The sequence below is a fragment of the Pseudomonas sp. P1_F7 genome, from assembly GCF_056405655.1.
This window is the reverse complement of sequence record NZ_JBFUBR010000004.1, coordinates 1-20,031: the sequence shown is the minus strand read 5'-3', so window position 1 is coordinate 20,031 and position 20,031 is coordinate 1. Positions and strand designations below refer to the sequence as shown.

The following is a 20,031-nucleotide window of genomic DNA, read 5'->3' as shown; positions in this document are numbered from 1 at the left end:
TCTCATTGGTGAATGGAACAGCGCAATCCTCATAACCCTGTAGGAGCGAGCTCGCTCGCGATGGTCGTCAACGATGGCGATGGGCGCCTGACACTCCGCGGCGTTCTCCTTTTTTTCGCGAGCAAGCTCGCTCCTACAGCCGAATTCAGGCAGGAAACCTCATGACCGACGCGTTCGAACTCCCCAGCACAATGGTCCAAGCCCTTCAGCGCCGCGCGGCCCTGACGCCGGATCGGGTGGCCCTGCGCTTTCTCGCCGAGACCCCGGATCAGGCTGTGGTGCTCAGCTATCGCGAACTGGACCTGCGGGCGCGGACGATTGCCGGCGCATTGCAGGCCCAAACGGATGTTGGCGACCGCGCTGTGTTGCTGTTCCCCAGCGGCCCGGATTATGTCGCGGCATTCTTCGGTTGCCTGTACGCGGGCGTGATCGCGGTGCCGGCCTACCCGCCGGAGTTGACACGCCGGCATCACCAGGAACGCCTGCTGTCGATCATCAGCGATGCCCAGCCACGCTTGCTGTTAACCAGCGCCGGGCTGCGCGAAGGGTTGCAGCAAATCGAAGGGGCGCCGCCGCTGCTGTGTGTCGATACCCTCGACGGTGCACTGGCCGAGTGCTGGGTCGCGGTGGACTTGCAGGCCGATCACATCGCCTTCTTGCAATACACCTCCGGCTCCACCGCGATGCCCAAAGGCGTGCAAGTCAGCCACGGCAATCTGGTGGCCAACGAATTGCTGATTCGCCACGGTTTTGGCATTGACCTGAACCCCGACGACGTCATCGTCAGCTGGCTGCCGCTGTACCACGACATGGGCCTGATCGGCGGCCTGTTGCAGCCGATTTTCAGTGGCGTGCCCTGCGTGTTGATGTCCCCGGCGTACTTCCTCGGCCGGCCGTTGCGCTGGCTGGAGGCGATCAGCGAATACGGCGGCACCATCAGTGGCGGGCCGGATTTTGCCTATCGCTTGTGCAGCGAGCGGGTCAGCGAGTCGGCCCTGGAGCGGCTCGACCTGAGTGGCTGGCGTGTGGCGTATTCCGGTTCCGAACCGATTCGCCTCGACACCCTGGAACGCTTCGCCGGGAAGTTCGCGACCTGCGGCTTCACCGCGGACAGTTTCATGGCCTCCTACGGTCTGGCCGAAGCCACTTTGTTCGTGGCCGGCTCAGTGCGCGGCCAAGGCATCGGCAACCTGCGGGTAGACGATCAGGCCCTGGCGCAGAACCGTGTCGAAGCGGGCGAGGGCAGCCCGATCATGAATTGCGGTATCAGCCAACCGGCGCACGCGGTGCTGATCATCGACCCGGTCTCGCTCACCGAACAGGCGGACAACGTCGTCGGCGAAGTCTGGGCCAACGGGCCGAGCATCGCCTCGGGCTACTGGCGCAACCCCGAGGCGACTGCCAAGACCTTCGTCCGTCACGCCGGCCAGACCTGGTTGCGCACCGGTGACCTGGGTTTCCTGCGCAACGGCGAGTTGTTCATCACCGGGCGCCTGAAGGACATGCTGATCGTGCGCGGGCACAACCTGTACCCGCAGGACATCGAGCAGACCGTCGAACGTGAAGTGGAAGTGGTGCGCAAGGGACGCGTTGCCGCCTTCGCCGTCACGGTTGAGGGTCAGGAAGGTATCGGCATCGCCGCCGAAATCAGCCGCAGCGTGCAGAAAATCCTGCCGTCGGAATCCTTGATCAAAGCCATTCGCCAGGCCGTCGCCGAGGCGTATCAGGAAGCACCGAGCGTGGTGGTGCTGCTCAATCCAGGCGCGCTGCCCAAGACCTCCAGCGGCAAATTGCAACGCTCGGCGTGCCGCAATCGACTGGCGGACGGCAGCCTCGACAGCTACGCGGTGTTCCCGTCGACCACCACTGAAAGCGCAGGCCATATCGAAGCGGGTTCGGAACTGCAAAGCCTGATCGGGCGAATCTGGTGCGAGCAGTTGCAGGTTGCGCAGGTGGATGCGGACGACCATTTCTTCCTGCTCGGCGGCAACTCCATTGCGGCAACGCAAGTGGTCGCGCGTCTGCGTGAAGAACTGGAGCTGGAGTTGAACCTGCGCCTGCTGTTCGAAGCGCCAACCCTCGGCGCATTCGCCGATGTCGTGACCCGTCTGCAACAGGATGGTGGCCTGGCCCAGGGCGCGATCACGTCGCTGTCGCGCCAGCAACCAATGCCGCAATCCCTGGCCCAAAACCGCCTGTGGATCACCTGGCAACTCGACCCGCACAGCAGCGCCTACAACATTCCTGGTGGCTTGCGCCTGCGCGGCGAGCTGGATGAAGACGCCTTGCGCGCCAGTTTCCAGCAGTTGATCGAGCGCCACGAATCCCTGCGCACGCGATTCTTCGAACGTGACGGCGTGGCGTTGCAACAGATCGATCCGGTTGGTGAGTTCAACCTGCAAGTGATCGACATCAGCGACCTGCCGGCTGCCGAGCGTGAAGCTCGAGCGATGCAAATCCGTGAGGACGAAGCGCGTACCCAATTCGATCTGGAACAAGGTCCGCTGCTGTGGGTGACGCTCGTACGCCTCGACGACGAAGATCATCAATTGCTGGTGACACTGCACCACATTATCGCCGACGGCTGGTCTTTGAACGTGTTGATCGACGAATTCTCGCGCCTGTATGCGGCCGCTTCGCAGGGGCAGCAGGCGGCGCTGGCGCCATTGCCGACGCAGTACGCCGATTACGGCAGCTGGCAGCGCCAGTGGCTGGCCCAAGGGGAGAGCGAGCGGCAACTGGCGTACTGGAAAACACAGTTGGGCGACGAACACCCGACCTTGACCCTGGTCTCCGATCACCCACGATCAGCACAACAACTGCGCAGTGCGGCGCGCCACACGGTGCGGCTGGAAGCACCCCTCAGCGAAGCCATCCGCCAGACCGCCCAAGCCCATGAATCCACGCCGTTCATGGTGCTGCTCGCAGCGTTCCAGTGCCTGTTGCACCGCTACAGCGGCCAACGAGATATCCGCATCGGCGTGCCCAATGCCAACCGTCCGCGCCTGGAAACCCAGGGCCTGATCGGTTTCTTCATCAATACCCAGGTGCTGCGTGCCGAGGTGGACTCACGCCTGCCATTCGTTGAGCTGCTGGCGCAGACCCGTCAGGCGGCGTTGGGTGCGCAAGCGCATCAGGACCTGCCGTTCGAGCAACTGCTGGAAGCCTTTCCGCAAGCCCGCGAGCAGGGCCTGTTCCAGGTCATGTTCAACCATCAGCAACGGGACCTCGGCGCCTTGAAGCGCCTGCCGGGGCTGTTGGCCGAAGAGCTGCCGTGGCATAGCCGCGAAGCCAAGTTCGATTTGCAGTTGCACAGCGAAGAAGACCGTAACGGTCGCCTGAGCTTGTCCTTCGACTACGCCAGCGAATTGTTCGACGCCGCGACCATCGAGCGCCTGGCCGAGCATTTCAGCAACCTGCTGCAGGCTGTCTGCGGGCAAGCGGACACCGCCATCGGTGACCTGCCACTGTTGACGGCTGCCGAGCACCGTCAGCAATCGGGCTGGGCCAGCGCACCCTGCGAAGCGGCCAGCCAATGGCTGCCTGAGTGGCTCAACCAACAGGCCCGGCTGACACCTGAACGCACCGCGCTGGTGTGGGACAGCGGTCAGATGGACTTCGCCGAACTGCACACCCGGGCCAACCGTCTGGCCCATTACCTGCGCGACAAAGGCGTTGGCCCGGACGTCTGCGTGGCCATCGCCTGCGAGCGTTCGCCGCAACTGCTGATCGGCCTGCTGGCGATCATCAAGGCCGGTGGTGCCTACGTGCCGCTGGACCCGGATTACCCGGCCGAACGCCTCGCCTACATGCTCAGCGACAGCGGCGTGGAATTGCTGCTGACGCAAACCCGATCGCTCGAGCGCCTGCCTGCGACTGAGGGTGTCAGCGTGATCGCCATGGACACCCTGCACCTGGACAGCTGGCCGAGTCATGCGCCGGGGCTGCACCTGCACGGCGACAATCTCGCCTATGTGATTTACACCTCCGGTTCCACCGGCCAGCCCAAAGGCGTGGGCAACACCCATGCAGCGCTGGCCGAGCGCCTGCAATGGATGCAGGACACTTATCGTCTGAATGAAACCGACGTGCTGATGCAAAAGGCGCCGATCAGTTTCGACGTGTCGGTGTGGGAGTGCTTCTGGCCGCTGATCACAGGCGCACGCCTGTTGATCGCCGGTCCCGGCGAACACCGTGATCCGCATCGCATCGCGCAGCTTGTGCAAGCGTACGGCGTGACCACGTTGCACTTCGTGCCGCCGCTGCTTTCGTTGTTCATCGAAGAACCGCTCAGCGCTGAATGCACCAGCCTGCGCCGGGTGTTCTCCGGGGGCGAGGCATTGCCGGCGGAACTGCGCAACCGGGTGCTGGCGCAACTGCCAGCAGTGCAACTGCACAACCGCTACGGCCCGACCGAAACCGCGATCAACGTCACCCACTGGCATTGCTCCAGCGCCGATGGCGAACGCTCGCCGATTGGCCGGCCGTTGGGCAATGTCATCTGCCGAGTGCTCGACAGCGATCTCAATCCCGTTCCGGTCGGTGTGCCGGGTGAGTTGTGCATCAGCGGCGTTGGCCTGGCCCGTGGTTACCTCGGTCGCCCGGCGCTGACCGCCGTACGCTTCGTGGTCGATCCGTTGGGCGATCCGGGCGCGCGCCTGTATCGCACCGGCGACCGGGCGCGCTGGACGGCGGACGGCGTGATCGAATACCTCGGCCGTCTCGATCAGCAGGTCAAGTTGCGCGGGTTCCGCGTTGAACCGGAAGAAATCCAGGCACGACTGCTGGCTCAGGAAGATGTTGCGCAAGCCGTGGTGCTGGTGCGCGACACCGTGGCCGGGGCGCAGTTGATCGGTTACTACACCGCAGCGAGCAATGCCGGGGATGAAGCCGAGCAAACCGCGCGCCTGAAAAGCGCATTGGCCGCCGAACTGCCGGAATATATGGTTCCGGCGCAACTGATGCGCCTGGAACAAATGCCCCTCGGCCCGAGCGGCAAACTCGACCGCCGCGCCTTGCCGGAGCCGCAGTGGCAGGTGCGCGAACACGTCGAGCCAGTGACAGAACTGGAGCAACACATCGCCGGCATCTGGCGCGAAGTGCTGGGTTTGGCGCAAGTCGGTTTGCGCGATGATTTCTTTGCCCTCGGCGGCCACTCGCTGCTGGCCACGCAAATCATCTCCCGCACCCGCCAGGCCTGCGACGTCGAGTTGCCGCTGCGGGCGCTGTTCGAACACAGCGAACTCGGTGCGTTTGCCGAACAGGTTCGCCTGATCCAGGCCAGCGGCGGTACCAACAAGCAGCCGCCGATTGAAAAAGTCGACCGCCGCCAACCGGTGCCGCTGTCCTATTCCCAGCAGCGCATGTGGTTCCTCTGGCAGATGGAGCCGGACAGCCCCGCCTACAACGTCGGTGGCATGGCGCGGCTGCGCGGCGTGCTCGACGTGGTGCGTTTCGAGGCGGCGCTGCAAGCCCTGATCCTGCGTCACGAAACCCTGCGCACCACGTTCCCGAGCATCGACGGCGTCGCCCGCCAACAGGTGCACACGCAAACCGGCGTGCGCATGGCGTGGAAGGATTTCACCGCGCTGGATGCCGAAGTCCGCGAGTGGCAGGTCCAGCAACTGGCCGACGACGAAGCACACCAGCCGTTCGATCTGGAAACCGGACCGTTGCTGCGCGCCTGCCTGGTCAAGACCGCCGAACAGGAACACTACTTCGTTCTGACCCTGCACCACATCGTCACCGAAGGCTGGGCGATGGACATTTTTGCCCGGGAGCTCAGCGCGCTGTACGAAGCGTTCATCGATGATCGTGATTCACCGCTGGCGCCATTGCCGGTGCAGTACCTGGATTACAGCGTGTGGCAGCGTCAGTGGCTGGAGTCTGGCGAGCGTCAGCGTCAGCTCGATTACTGGACCACGCAACTGGGCCGCGAACACCCGCTGCTGGAGTTGCCGGCCGACCGTCCGCGTCCGCCGGTGCAAAGCCATCAGGGTGAGTTGTATCGCTTTGACCTCAGTGATGAGCTTGCGGCAAAGGTCCGCACCTTCAACGCGCAAAACGGCCTGACCCTGTTCATGACCATGACCGCCGCTCTGGCGACGTTGTTGTACCGCTACAGCGGCCAGACCGATCTGCGCATCGGCGCGCCGGTGGCCAACCGCATTCGTCCGGAAAGCGAAGGGCTGATCGGCGCGTTCCTCAACACGCAAGTGCTGCGCTGCCAGCTCGACGGGCAGATGTCCGTGGGCGAGTTGTTCGAGCAGGTGCGCCATACGGTGATCGAAGGCCAGTCCCATCAGGACCTGCCGTTCGATCATCTGGTGGAAGCCTTGCAACCACCCCGCAGCGCCGCCTACAACCCGTTGTTCCAGGTGATGTGCAACGTGCAGCGCTGGGAGTTCCAGCAAAGCCGCACCCTGGCCGGCATGACGGTCGAGTATCTGGCCAACGATGCCCGGGCGACCAAGTTCGACCTCAACCTGGAAGTCACCGACCTCGACCATCGCCTGGGTTGCTGCCTGACCTACAGCACCGATCTGTTCGACGAACCGCGCATTGCGCGCATGGCCGGGCATTGGCGCAACCTGCTGGAGGTGCTGATTGCCGATCCGCAGCAGCGCTTGAGCGAGCTGCCGCTGCTGGCGTGCGGCGAACAACAACATCTGCTCGACAGCCTCGGCGTCGATCCGGGCGAACATCGGCTGGACCAGTGCATCCATCACCTGTTCGCCGAGCAGGCCTTGATGCGCCAGGACGCTCCGGCCCTGACCTTCTCCGGGCAGACCCTGAGCTACGCCGAACTCGACAGCCGCGCCAACCGCCTGGCCTGGATGCTGCGCGAACGTGGTGTCGGGCCGCAGATGCGCGTGGGCCTGGCACTGCAGCGCTCGCTGGAGATGGTCGTTGGCCTGCTGGCGATCCTCAAGGCCGGCGGCGCCTATGTGCCGCTGGATCCGGAATACCCGCTGGACCGCTTGCATTATATGATCGAAGACAGCGGCGTCGGATTGCTGCTCAGCGATGCGGCGATGTTCAAAGCTTTGGGCGAGTTGCCGGCGACCGTCGGCCGCTGGTGCCTTGAAGAAGACACCGCCGCACTGGCCAGCTACCCGGCCACCGAGCTGCCGTTGATCAGCCTGCCGCAGCATCAGGCCTACCTGATCTACACCTCGGGTTCGACCGGCAAGCCGAAAGGCGTGGTGGTGTCCCACGGCGAAATCGCCATGCACTGCCGCGCGGTGATCGAGCGTTTTGGCATGCGCCCGGACGATTGCGAACTGCACTTCTATTCGATCAACTTCGACGCCGCCACCGAGCGTTTGCTGGTGCCATTGCTCAGCGGGGCGCAAGTGGTGCTGCGGGCTCAAGGGCAGTGGGACGCAGAAGAAATCTGTGGCCTGATCCGTCGTCATCACATCAACGTCCTCGGCTTCACGCCGAGCTACGGCAGCCAGTTGGCGCAATGGCTGGCAACGCAAAATGAAACCCTGCCGGTGCGCATGATCATCACCGGCGGCGAAGCGCTGACCGGTGAACACCTGGCGCGCATTCGCGCGGCCTTCAATCCGAGCCAGTTCTTCAACGCCTACGGCCCGACCGAAACCGTGGTCATGCCGCTGGCCAGTCTTGCCCCTGAAGTACTGGAAGAGGGCGCCGGCAGCGTACCGATCGGCAGCGTGATCGGCGAGCGTGTGGCCTATATTCTCGACGCCGACCTGGCGTTGGTGCCGCAAGGCGCGACGGGCGAGTTGTACGTCGGCGGCGCGGGCCTGGCCCAGGGTTATCACCAGCGTCCGGGCATGACCGCGGAGCGCTTTGTCGCCGATCCGTTTGCCGCCGGCGGCGGGCGTATCTACCGCACCGGCGACCTGGTGCGCCAGCGCGCCGACGGCCTGGTGGAATACCTCGGACGCATCGACCATCAAGTGAAGATTCGCGGCTTCCGCATTGAGCTCGGTGAAATCGAAACCCGTTTGCTGGAGCACGAATCGATCCGTGAAGCGGTGGTGCTGGCCCTCGATGCACCGAGCGGCAAGCAACTGGTTGGCTATCTGGTGACTGACGTCGCAGAGTTTGGCGAGGCGCAGCAGTCTGAACTGCGTGAAGCACTCAAATCGCATCTCAAGTCGCAACTGCCGGACTACATGGTGCCCACGCACCTTATCTTGCTGGCGAGCATGCCGCTGACCACCAACGGCAAGCTCGACCGCCGTGCTCTGCCGGCACCGGACCCTGAGCTGAACCGTCAGCAGTACGTGGCGCCGAGCAACGAGCTTGAAGTCACCCTCGCGCAGATCTGGTGCGAAGTGCTGAACGTCGAACAGGTGGGCCTCAACGACAACTTCTTCGAACTGGGCGGCGACTCGATCCTGTCGATCCAGGTGGTCAGCCGGGCGCGGCAGCAGGGCATCCACTTCAGCCCGCGCGACCTGTTCCAGCACCAGACCGTGCAGACCCTCGCCGCCGTAGCCACTCGCAGCGAGCAGGTCAGCGCCGAGCAAGGCTTGATCATGGGCGAGTCGAGTCTGACGCCGATCCAGCACTGGTTCTTCGACACCGACATCCCGCAACGCCAGCACTGGAACCAGGCGTTGTTGCTGCAACCGACTGCGCCACTGGAGCCTCATCGCCTGGAGCAAGCGCTGCTGGCGGTGATCGAGCAGCACGATGCGTTGCGCCTGTGCTTCAGCAACGTGGCGGGCCAATGGCACGCTGAACATCAAACGATTTCCGATGCGCCGGTGTTGTGGCAGGTGCGCGTGACTTCCATGGACAAATGCGCCGCCCTGTTCGCCGACGCCCAACGCAGCCTCGACCTCGCAGAGGGGCCGTTGATGCGTGTGCTGCTGGTCGATGGTCCTGAGGGCCAGCAACGGTTGTTCATCGCGATTCACCACTTGGTGGTCGATGGGGTTTCCTGGCGCGTGCTGCTGAACGATCTGCAAACCGTGTATCGCCAACTGGACGCTCAGCAGTCGGTGAAACTGCCGGCGAAAACCAGCGCCTTCAAGGATTGGGCTGCACGCTTGCAGGCCTACGCCGGCAGCGAATCCCTGCGCGAGGAACTGAGCTGGTGGCAGGCGCAACTGGCCGGGCCGAGTGCCGAACTGCCGTGTGATCGCCCCGAGGGGGGCCGGCACAATCGTCATGCGCAAACCGTCAGCGTGCGCCTCGACAGCGAGCGCACCCGGCAACTGTTGCAACAGGCACCGAGCGCCTATCGCACTCAGGTCAACGACCTGCTGCTGACCGCATTGACCCGCGTGCTGTGCCGCTGGAGTGGTCACCAATCAGCGCTGATTCAACTGGAAGGCCACGGCCGCGAAGCGCTGTTCGACGAGATCGACCTGACCCGCACCGTCGGCTGGTTCACCAGCGCTTACCCGCTGCGCCTGACGCCGACGAACATTGAGGAGGCAGCCGGGCAGGGCGCTTCGATCAAGGCGATCAAGGAGCAACTGCGCGCCGTGCCGCACAAAGGTCTGGGGTATGGCGTGTTGCGTTATCTCGCCGATGACCTGAGTCGCCGGAGCATGGCCGCATTGCCGGTGGCGCCGATCACCTTCAACTACCTGGGGCAGTTCGACCAGAGCTTTGGTGCCGACGCGTTGTTCCATCCGCTGGATGAAGCCATTGGCGCGGCCCACGATGCCAATGCACCGTTGCCCAATGAGTTGAGCGTCGACAGTCAGGTGTACGGGGGGGAGCTGGTCCTGCGCTGGACCTTCAGCGCCGAGCGCTACGATCCACAAACCATCAACGATCTGGCAGATGCGTACCTTGGCGAACTGCAAAGCCTGATCGAACATTGCCTGCGAGACGACGCGGGTGGCCTGACGCCGTCGGATTTCCCGCTGGCGCAGCTCAATCAGACGCAACTGGATGCGCTGCCGGTCCCGGCCGCGGTCATTGAAGACGTCTACCCGTTGACCCCGATGCAGGAAGGCATGCTGTTGCACACCTTGCTGGAGCCGGGCACCGGCCTGTACTACATGCAGGACCGCTACCGCATCAACAGCGAGCTCGACCCGCAGCGTTTCGCCCAGGCCTGGCAAGCGGTGATCGCCCGCCACGAAGCGTTGCGTGCATCGTTCTGCTGGAACGTCGGTGAAGACATGCTGCAGGTGATCCACAAATCGGGCAGCACGCCGATCGAATACCTGGACTGGAGCGACATTGCCGAAACCGAGCAAGAGCCGAAGCTGCAAACCCTGCTCAAGACCGAACGCGAGGCGGGTTTCGATCTGCTCAACCAGGCACCGTTCCACTTGCGCCTGATCCGGGTCGGTGCGGCGCGTTACTGGTTCATGATGAGCAACCACCACATCCTCATCGATGCCTGGTGCCGTTCGCTGCTGATGAACGATTTCTTCGAGCTCTACAGCGCCCTCGGCGAAAGTCGGGAAGCGCAGCTTGGGCCTGTGTCGCGGTATCGCGACTACATCGGCTGGCTGCAACGCCAGAGTCTGGCTGAAGCGCGGCAATGGTGGAAAACCAACCTGCAAGGTTTCGAACGCACCACGCCGATCGCGAGCGACCGGCCGTTCCTGCGTGAACATGCCGGCGACAGCGGCGGCATGATCGTTGGCGACCGCTACACAAGGCTCGATGCCCGTGACGGCGCGCAATTGCGCGAACTGGCCCAGGCCCATCAGTTGACCATCAATACCTTCGCCCAGGCGGCATGGGCGCTGGTGCTGCGGCGCTTGAGCGGTGATCGCGACGTGTTGTTCGGCGTCACCGTGGCCGGGCGACCAGTGGACATGCCGCAGATGCAGCGCACCGTCGGCCTGTTCATCAACAGCATCGCGCTGCGGGTGAAAATGCCCGAGGACGGCCAGCGTTGCAGCGTGCGCCAGTGGCTCAGCGGGCTGCTCGACCACAACATGCAACTGCGTGAATACGAATACCTGCCGCTGGTGAACATTCAGGAGCAAAGCGAACTGCCCAAGGGCCAGCCGCTGTTCGACAGCCTGTTCGTGTTCGAAAACGCCCCGGTGGAAGTCTCGGTACTGGACCGTGCGCAGAGCCTCAACGCGACCTCGGATTCGGGCCGCACACACACCAATTTCCCGCTGACGGCGGTGTGCTATCCGGGCGATGACCTCGGCTTGCACCTGTCTTACGACCAGCGTTATTTCGATGAAGCCACGGTCGAGCGCATGCTCGGCGAGTTCAAGCGTCTGCTGCTGGCGTTGGTGGAAGGTTTCCATGGCGACATGGCCGACCTGCCGTTGCTGGGGGCCGAGGAGCAGGACTTCCTCATCCATGGCTGCAACCAGAGCGAACAGGATTACCCGCTGGAGCAGAGCTACGTTGCATTGTTTGAAACCCAGGTCGCCCGACACCCGCAGCGGATCGCCGCCAGTTGTCTTGACCGGCAGTACAGCTATCTTGAGCTGAACCAGCGCAGTAACCGTCTCGGTCATGTGCTGATCGCCGCCGGTGTCGGTCGCGATCAACCGGTAGCCTTGCTGGCTGAACGCAGCCTCGATTTGCTGGGCATGATCATCGGCAGCTTCAAGGCGGGGGCGGGTTACCTGCCGCTGGACCCGGGTTTGCCGAGTCAACGTCTGAGCCGGATCATCGAACTGAGTCGCACGCCATTGCTGGTGTGCACGCAAGCGTGTCGTGAACAGGCGCAGGCCTTGCTCGACGAGTTCGGTTGCTCCAGCCGGCCACGGCTGCTGGTCTGGGAGGAGACTCAGGCCCTTGCGCTGTCGGCGGACAATCCAGGTATCTACAGCGGCCCGGACAACCTCGCCTACGTGATCTATACCTCCGGCTCCACCGGATTGCCCAAAGGCGTGATGGTCGAACAGCGCGGCATGCTCAACAACCAGTTGAGCAAGGTGCCGTACCTGAATCTGAGCGACGCCGATGTGATCGCGCAAACCGCGTCGCAAAGCTTCGATATTTCAGTCTGGCAGTTCCTCGCCTCGCCATTGTTCGGCGCACGGGTGGACATCGTGCCAAACACCATCGCCCACGATCCCCAGGGCTTGCTGGCCCATGTGCAGAGCCAGGGTATCACCGTGCTGGAAAGCGTGCCGTCGCTGATCCAGGGCATGCTCGCCCAAGAGCGCATGAGCCTCGACGGCTTGCGCTGGATGCTGCCGACGGGTGAGGCGATGCCGCCGGAACTGGCGCATCAATGGTTACTGCGCTATCCGCAGATCGGCCTGGTGAATGCCTACGGCCCGGCGGAGTGCTCGGATGACGTGGCGTTCTTCCGCGTCGATATGGCGTCGACTCGCGGCAGCTACCTGCCGATCGGCACGCCGACCGACAACAACCGTTTGTATCTGCTCGATGGAGCGCTGGAACTGGTGCCGCTGGGCGCGGTGGGTGAGCTGTGCGTGGCGGGGACCGGGGTCGGCCGCGGCTATGTCAGCGATCCGCTGCGCACCGCCCCGGTGTTTGTGCCGAACCCGATCGGCGCTCCGGGTGAGCGCCTGTATCGCACCGGAGACCTGGCCCGCCGTCGCAGCGACGGTGTGCTGGAATACGTCGGCCGGGTCGACCATCAGGTGAAGATCCGTGGTTACCGCATCGAGCTGGGTGAAATCGAGGCTCGCTTGCATGAACAACCGCAAGTCCGCGATGCGGCGGTGGGTGTGCAGGAAGGGGCGAACGGCAAGCATCTGGTGGGCTATCTGGTCGCGGCGGATGTTGCGCTCAATCCCGCTGAACGCCTGGAGTGCATCAAGCAACGCCTGCGTGCCGAGTTGCCGGAATACATGGTGCCGCTGCACTGGCTGTGGCTGGAGAGGCTGCCGCTCAACGCCAACGGCAAGCTGGACCGCAAGGCCCTGCCGGCGCTGGAGATCGGCCAGCTGCAAATCCAGGATTACCAGGCGCCACGCAATGAACTGGAGCAGACTCTGGCAGGCATCTGGGCCGAGGTATTGAAGGTCGAGAAAGTGGGTGTTCGCGACAACTTCTTCGAGTTGGGCGGGCATTCGCTGCTGGCCACACAAATCGCCTCGCGGGTGCAGAAAACCCTGCAACGGGATGTGCCGTTGCGGGCGATGTTCGAGTGCAGCACGGTGGAAGAATTGGCTCGGTACATCGATGGGTTGGCGACCAGTGAGCTCACCGAGGAGAAGGTGGATCGCTTGAATGACCTGATGGCGGAGCTGGAGGAGCTTTGATTCTTTAGCGTCAGTACCGGCCCCATCGCGAGCAAGCTCGCTCCCACAGTGGTTTGTGGCGATCACCTCATCTGTGATCATCATGAATCCCTGTGGGAGCGGGGGTGCGGCGATCCGACTTGCCCGCGAAGGCGGTGGCACAAACGCATACATTCCCGCGATTGACGAGGGACTGTCTGCCACTCAGTCTTCCGGCTCCTTTTTTACTCGCGGAGACAGTCGATGCCCTTCGTAACGATAGACGGACAAGCACTTCACTACTTCGATCAAGGCACCGGCCCGGCAGTCCTGCTGGCCGGCAGCTACCTGTGGGACCAGGCCATGTGGGCGCCGCAGATTGCCGCGCTGTCGCAACAGTATCGGGTGATAGCCCTGGACCTGTGGGGGCATGGCCAATCCGGGCCATTGCCTGTCGGTACGACGTCGCTGGATGACCTGGCGCGTCAGGCCCTGGTCTTGCTCGACCATCTGGACATCGAGCGGGTCACGCTGGTCGGTTTGTCGGTCGGCGGCATGTGGGGCGTGCGCCTGGCGCTGTCGGCAGCGCACCGGCTCAATGGCCTGGTGTTGATGGACACCTACGTCGGCGCCGAACCGGAGCCGACTCGCCAGTATTACTTTTCACTGTTGGAGCAGATCGAGGAGGCGGGTCACATCACACCAGCGCTGCTGGATATCGTGGTGCCGATTTTTTTCCGTCCGGGCATCGATCCGCAGTCGGCGCTCTACCGGGATTTTCATGCTTCCCTCGCGGCTCTACCTGCGGATCGCCTGCGTGAAAGCATCGTCCCGATGGGGCGGATTACGTTTGGGCGGGATGATCTGTTGTCGCGCCTGGGTGAACTGGACGCAGCGAATACACTGGTGATGTGCGGTGATCAGGACAAGCCTCGGCCGCCGAGTGAGGCCCGTGAAATGGCTGAGTTGATTGGCTGCCCGTGGGTGCTGGTGCCGGAGGCGGGGCATATTTCCAATCTGGAGAGTCCGGAGTTTGTCACCCAAGCGCTGCTGGCATTTTTGGCTGGGCGCAATCCGGCGTAGGGTTTGCGAAAAAGATCGTCCGAACGCGGCCCGAGCCTTCGGCAGCTCCTACAGGAATCGAATGGTCTCTGTAGGAGCTGCCGAAGGCTGCGATCTTTTGATCTTGCTTACTTCGGCCCGAGAATCTTCGCCAACTTGTCCGGCGACGGCGCGCCTTGCTGCTGTTGCAGATTACCCTTGTCGTCCATGTAGAAAATCGCCGGAGTCGCCTGCAACTCCAGCTCTTCCATCAATTGCATGTTGGCCGCGAATTTTGCCTGAATCACTGGCGGCACTTCCTTCAAGGCCTTGAGCGAACTGCCCTTGCCGGCGGCTTCGTGGTCTTGCAGGGCTTTTTCCGGGTCTTTGGCGGCGAGAAGTGCGGCGGATTTTCCCGGGCTGTCTTCGCGGATGATGCCCACCATGATGTGGCGCAACTGCACCTTGCCGGCCTTGACCCACGGCCGGGCCTGTTCCCAGAACATGTTGCAGTAAGGGCAATTCGGGTCACTGAACAGGTACACCACGCGTGGCGCGTCCTTTTTGCCGTCGCCGATCCAGTTGCTGGTTTCGAACTTGGCCCAGACTTCCTTGGCCATCGGGGCATACACCAGTTTCTGCAATGGCGCGCTGCTCAAGTCATTGCCCTCGGCGTCATACAGGTTGCCCAGCAACACGTGTTTGCCGTCCGGGGTCAGGTACAGCGCCATGCCGCGGCTCTGGTATTGCGCGGCATAACCGCGCAAGCCGTCGGGGGCGTCGAACTGGCCGACGATTTTCGCGCCCTTGGCCTCGATTTTCTTGATCGCATCGGGCAACTCTTCGGCCTGCACCGTTGGCAGGTGAATCAGGGCCGCACCGAGGCTCAGGGTCAGCAGGTGGCGGAGGCGGGACATGGCAATTTCCTTGAAGAGGTGGCGGGTACGGTGTCGAAATTTTCCAGTGCGCGGGCCAGGCTGGCGTCCGACAACTCGCCCAGATGGCTGCCCAGCAGGCGACCTTCGGGGCTGTAGAACAGCGTAGTCGGCAATGCCATGGAACCGACGGCCTGGCTCAGACGCCCACCGCCGTCGAACAGCACGTTGGATAGGCTCAGGCCCTGGGTTTCCAGAAAGGTCGCGACGCTTTGCATGCTTTCCGCCTGATTGACGAACAGGAACGTCAGGTCCGGCCGGTGTTGCTGGGCGTTTTCCAGTACCGGCATTTCCCGGCGGCACGGCGGGCACCAGGTGGCCCAGAGATTGATCACCAACGGGCCGCCCTTGTAGTCGGCCAGTTGCACGGTTTCGCCGGCGGCGTTGCGCAGGGCGATTTCCGGCAGGCGTGTGCCTTGTTCATAAATCGACAGGGAGAACGTCGCCAACAACCAGAACGCCAGGCCACTGGCCACGCCAAAGCCCAATGGACGGCGCAAACCCGGGCGACGCCAGCCGCGATACAGCGTGGCAAGCAAAACGACAATCACCCCCGGCCAGGCGAGGAAACCGCCATCGCGCAGGTCAATGACCTGCCACGGATCATTGCGATAGTGGGCCCAATAGACGGCCACGAAACTGATTCGGGCCGCCAGCATGCCCAGTAGAAACAGGCTGAACAGTACCGACTCGGGGTTGTCACCGCCACGCTTGGCCACCCGCCAGCCGACAAACGTGGCCAGCGCCAGCGCACTGATCAACAGCAGGTGATTAAGCGCAATGGCAAAGGTGCCGAGGGTAAAGGTCAGCATTAACGGGCGTCTCGGGTGGTGGTCCAGCGTTGCAGGAAAGTATCGGCATCGACCTCGCCAGTGATGCGCTGGCTGCGACGCTCCTCGCCATCAGCGCCAATCCACAGCAGGCTCGGTGGTCCCGGGACTTTGTAACGACCGAGCAGTTCGCGGCTGGCGGCATTGTCGGCGGTCACGTCCAGTCGGAGCAAGCGCACGTCGCTCAGGGCTTGCATGACGTTGGCTTTGCCGAACACCTGTTTTTCCATGACCTTGCACGACACGCACCAGTCGGCGTAGTAGTCCAGCAGCACCCACTGGCCCTGAGCGTGCGCGGCGTCGAGTTCCCGTTGCAGTGCCTGCGGATCCTTGATGGTGGTGAAGGCATCGTGGCCAACCGGCACGGCGGCCACCGCCTGGTTCGAGGCGCGGTAGACCTGCAATGGCTTGAACGGATCATCGCTGCCACCGGCCGCACCGATCACCAACAGACCACCCCACAAACCGAGCAACAGCGAACTGGCGCCAAACAGGTGCGCGATACGGTCAAAACCTTCCGACTGTTTCCAGGCGCTGTAGGCCGCGATCAACAGCAGTGCACCGCACAAGCCGATCCACAGGGATTCATCCAGCACCGGGCGCAGCATCAGCAATGCGGTGGCGAGGAACAGGAAGCCGAAAATGCCTTTGACCAGGTTCATCCAGGCGCCAGGCTTGGGCATGAAGCGATTGCCGACGGTCACCAGCAACAGCAGCGGCACACCGATGCCGATGCCCATGGCAAACAGAATCAATCCGCCATGCAACGCGTTACCGCTTTGCGCGATGTAGAGCAGGGCGCCGGCCAGCGGTGCGGTCATGCACGGACCCACCAGCAGACCGGATAGCGCCCCCAGCACCCCGGCGCCGATCAGATTGCCGCCGCGCTGATTGCGCGAGACGTTTTCCAGTCGATCACGCACGGCCACCGGCAGTTGCAGTTCGAAGAAGCCGAACATCGGCAGCGCCAACAGCACGAAAATCGCCGCGAAACTCCCCAGCAGCCAGGGGTTCTGCAACCAGGCTTGCAGGTTCGCCCCGAGGGAGGCGGCCAGGACACCCATCGCCGCATACACCAGCGCCATGCTGACCACGTAACTGCTGGCCAGGGCAAACCCCCGTTTGGGCGTGGCGCCGCTGCCGACGATCAATCCGGCCAGAATCGGCAGCATCGGCAATGAACATGGTGTGAAGGCCAGCAGCAGGCCCAGGCCGAAAAACAGCAAAAGGCTCCAGCCCAGCGCCCGTTGTTGCAGGCTGCTGGCCAGCGCCTGGTCCGGTGCTTCAGTGGCCGCATTCAGCGCATTGGCATTGCCCAGGTCCACGACTTTGGTCTGCGGCGGATAACACAAACCGGCATCGGCACAGCCCTGGTAACTGACCTTGACCTGACCGTTCGCACCAGCCGGAATCTTCAGCTCCAGGCCCTGACGGTAGACTTGCTGTTCACCGAAAAACTCGTCGCTGTGGGCTTCACCTTCCGGCAACACGGGATGCTGCCCGACCGGCAATCCGTCGAACTTCAAGCGTTTCTGGTACAGGTAATAACCGTCGGTGATCTGCCAATAGAGCTGGGTTTCACCGGTTTCCAGGCGTTCCGAAGTAAACGTGAAGGCTTTATCAACCGGGAGAAATTCAGGTTTGGTGTCGAACGGATTGGTTCCCGCCTGGGCCAGGCCCGCGATCAAGAGGGTAAAAAGTACAAACAGACGACGCATGGATAAGCCTTTGCCCTGTGCTAATGAGGTGCACAGTGGCGGGTGGCGATTAACCGATGATTAACCGCCCCGGCCTTGTGGCGGTGGTACTTGCGGCATAATGTCGACTTAATCGGTCAACGGCTTAATCAGCTTTATTTCTACGAGGCTCCCCATGCACGTACTGGTTTGCGAAGACGATGAGCTGATCGCCAGCGGCATTGTCGCCGGCCTGACCGCCCAGGGCCTGACCGTGGAGCACGTTGCCACGGCGTCCGCCGCCCGGGCGATGCTCAAGGTGGCGGAGTTTGATGTCATGGTGCTCGACCTTGGCCTGCCGGACGAAGATGGCCTCAAGCTGCTGCAGCAGTTGCGCCATCAAGGCCTGGAGTTGCCGGTCTTGATCCTCACTGCGCGGGACTCGGTCACTGACCGCGTCGATGGCCTGCAAGCCGGCGCCGACGACTATCTGCTCAAGCCGTTCGACTTGCGCGAACTCGCGGCACGCTTGCACACGCTGTTGCGGCGGGTGGCGGGGCGCAGCGTCAACCTGATCGAGCATGGTGCCCTGACTTACGACCCAAGCAGCCGCGAAACCACGCTCGCGGGGCAGCCGGTGGACCTGTCGCGTCGCGAGCAGTCATTGCTGCAAGCCTTGCTGCATAACCGTGGCCGGGTGCTGTCCACCGAGCAACTCAAGGACAGCGTCTACGGTTTCAACGACGAGCTGGAAAGCAACGCCCTCAACGTCCATATCCATCACCTGCGGCGCAAGCTCGGCAACGGTATTGTCGAGACCGTGCGCGGCCTGGGTTATCGCCTGGGGCCGGCTGATGGCGGAGAAGAATCGAAGTGATGAGTCTGCGTTTGCGCCTGAGCCTGACGCTCGGCGCCGCCTTTGCCTTGATCTGGGCCCTGGCCGCGGCCTGGATGCTCAGCGATTTGCGCAATCAAATGATGTTTTCCCTCGACCAGCGGCTGGTGGCGTCGGCGCGCATGGTCGCCGGCCTGATGGAGCAACTGCCGCCTGTGCCGAGCAAGGGCGAGGGCACCCACTTCAGCGCCGAACAACTGAACATTCCGGGTGGCATGGCGTGCCAGGTCAGCTCGTTGCGCGGTGAAATCCTCGCCCGCAGTCACACCGATCCGCAGCAGGCCCTGGAGGCCGAGAAACTCGGTTTTCACGATCAGATGATCGACGGCGCGCCGTGGCGCAGCTTCACATTGGCCCGGGGTGACCTGCGCATCACCACCGCTGACCGGCAGATCGAGCGTGAGGCGTTGAACATGTCGATCCTGCTGGCCGCTTCGGTACCGGTGGGCGTGGCCTTGCTCGGGTGCCTGTGCCTGCTCTGGCTGGGCATCGGCCAGGGGCTGGCGCCGCTCAACCGCATGCGCGATGCCTTGATGCGCCGCAGCGCCGACTCCCTCGAACCCTTGCAGATCCAGCCGCTGCCCAGCGAGCTGCAACCCTTGCTGGAAACCCAGAACCAGTTGCTCCAGCGCATCGGCAAGACCATCGAGCGCGAACGTCGCCTGACCGGTGATGCGGCCCACGAACTGCGCAGCCCGCTGACCGCGATCAAGACCCACCTGCAAGTGGCACGGATGACCGACGGTAGTGCCCGGGACCAGTCACTGGCCAGGGCCGAAGAGGGCGCCGACCGCATGCACCGGACCCTCGAACAATTGCTGTTGCTGGCACGCGTCGAGGGCAGTCTGTCGTTTGACGACGGTGTGCAGTGCAATGCCGAGCAAGTGGCGAAACTGGCGATCCAGGACGCGGCGAGCGGCGATCGTCAGCGCATCAGGTTTCAGGCGCCGGGCAAGGTTTCTGCCGCGCCGGTACAAATGCCCGCCGTGCTGTCGATTGCCGCTCTACGCAACTTGCTCGACAACGCACTGCGCCATACCCCCGCAGACAAGGCCGTGGAGTTGAGCCTGGAAACCACCGGCAATCGAGTGCAGTTCGTGGTGCGCGACCATGGGCCGGGGATTGCCGAGGAAGATTTGCAACATCTGACCCAGCGCTTCTGGCGCAACGGCCAGAGCACCGGTTGTGGTCTGGGGCTGGCGATTGTCCAGGCCATCGTTCAGCGTTGCGGCTGCACGTTGCATTTCGATAGCCGGCCTGACGGCTTGCGGGTCGAGCTGACGATGCCGCTGCAACCGATCTGAAAAGCACTGAAAAAACCTGTGGGAGCGAGCTTGCTCGCGATGGCGTCGTTTCAGTCGACTCAAATGTTGACTGATACACCGCTATCGCGAGCAAGCTGAACTGGCCTAATGATTTTGGACACTTCAATCGGGCGCTATGATGGCGCCCAAATCTGAGGTGTTGGGTTATGCGTAAATCTTATTCGAGTGAGTTCAAACTCAAGGCTGCCAGCATGGTACTGGACGAGGGGCA

Annotated in this window: 7 protein-coding genes; 4 read left to right on the top strand and 3 right to left on the bottom strand. The window is 63.1% G+C overall.

The features are described from left to right. The first annotated feature begins 161 nt into the window (after positions 1–161). Positions 162–13,160 (top strand): non-ribosomal peptide synthetase, encoded by a 12,999-nt coding sequence (locus AC1D1M_RS06275; protein WP_477774960.1) that lies wholly within the window; start codon positions 162–164, stop codon positions 13,158–13,160. Positions 13,161–13,382: 222 nt separating this feature from the next. Further along, positions 13,383–14,201, top strand: a complete 819-nt coding sequence (locus AC1D1M_RS06270) for an alpha/beta fold hydrolase (RefSeq protein WP_477774959.1) — start codon at positions 13,383–13,385, stop codon at positions 14,199–14,201. 107 nt (positions 14,202–14,308) lie between these two features. Here the strand turns inward: AC1D1M_RS06270 and dsbG are convergent, their stop codons facing one another. From dsbG to dsbD, 3 genes are read right to left on the bottom strand one after another with little or no spacing between them, the layout of a single operon-like run. Beyond that, entirely contained in the window at positions 14,309–15,076 is a 768-nt protein-coding gene (gene dsbG / locus AC1D1M_RS06265; RefSeq protein ID WP_477774958.1) for a thiol:disulfide interchange protein DsbG, read from the bottom strand. Beyond that, positions 15,052–15,906, bottom strand: coding sequence for a TlpA family protein disulfide reductase (locus AC1D1M_RS06260; RefSeq protein ID WP_477774957.1), 855 nt, complete (start codon positions 15,904–15,906; stop codon positions 15,052–15,054). The genes dsbG and AC1D1M_RS06260 overlap by 25 nt, the downstream gene beginning before the upstream one ends. After that, positions 15,906–17,642: a protein-disulfide reductase DsbD gene (gene dsbD / locus AC1D1M_RS06255; RefSeq protein ID WP_477774956.1), complete on the bottom strand. Its 1,737-nt coding sequence runs from the start codon at positions 17,640–17,642 to the stop codon at positions 15,906–15,908. Before dsbD ends, AC1D1M_RS06260 begins: the two co-directional genes overlap by 1 nt. 154 nt (positions 17,643–17,796) lie before the next feature. Between dsbD and AC1D1M_RS06250 the strand changes: the two genes are divergently transcribed. Together AC1D1M_RS06250 and AC1D1M_RS06245 are read left to right on the top strand one after the other, a co-directional pair. Continuing rightward, the gene (locus AC1D1M_RS06250; protein ID WP_008020398.1) at positions 17,797–18,477 is read left to right on the top strand and encodes a response regulator; all 681 of its coding nucleotides are present in this window, start codon (positions 17,797–17,799) and stop codon (positions 18,475–18,477) included. Then, on the top strand, positions 18,474–19,799 hold the full coding sequence (locus tag AC1D1M_RS06245) for an ATP-binding protein (RefSeq protein ID WP_477774955.1): 1,326 nt from the start codon (positions 18,474–18,476) through the stop codon (positions 19,797–19,799). The genes AC1D1M_RS06250 and AC1D1M_RS06245 overlap by 4 nt, the downstream gene beginning before the upstream one ends. The last annotated feature ends 232 nt before the right edge of the window (positions 19,800–20,031 follow it).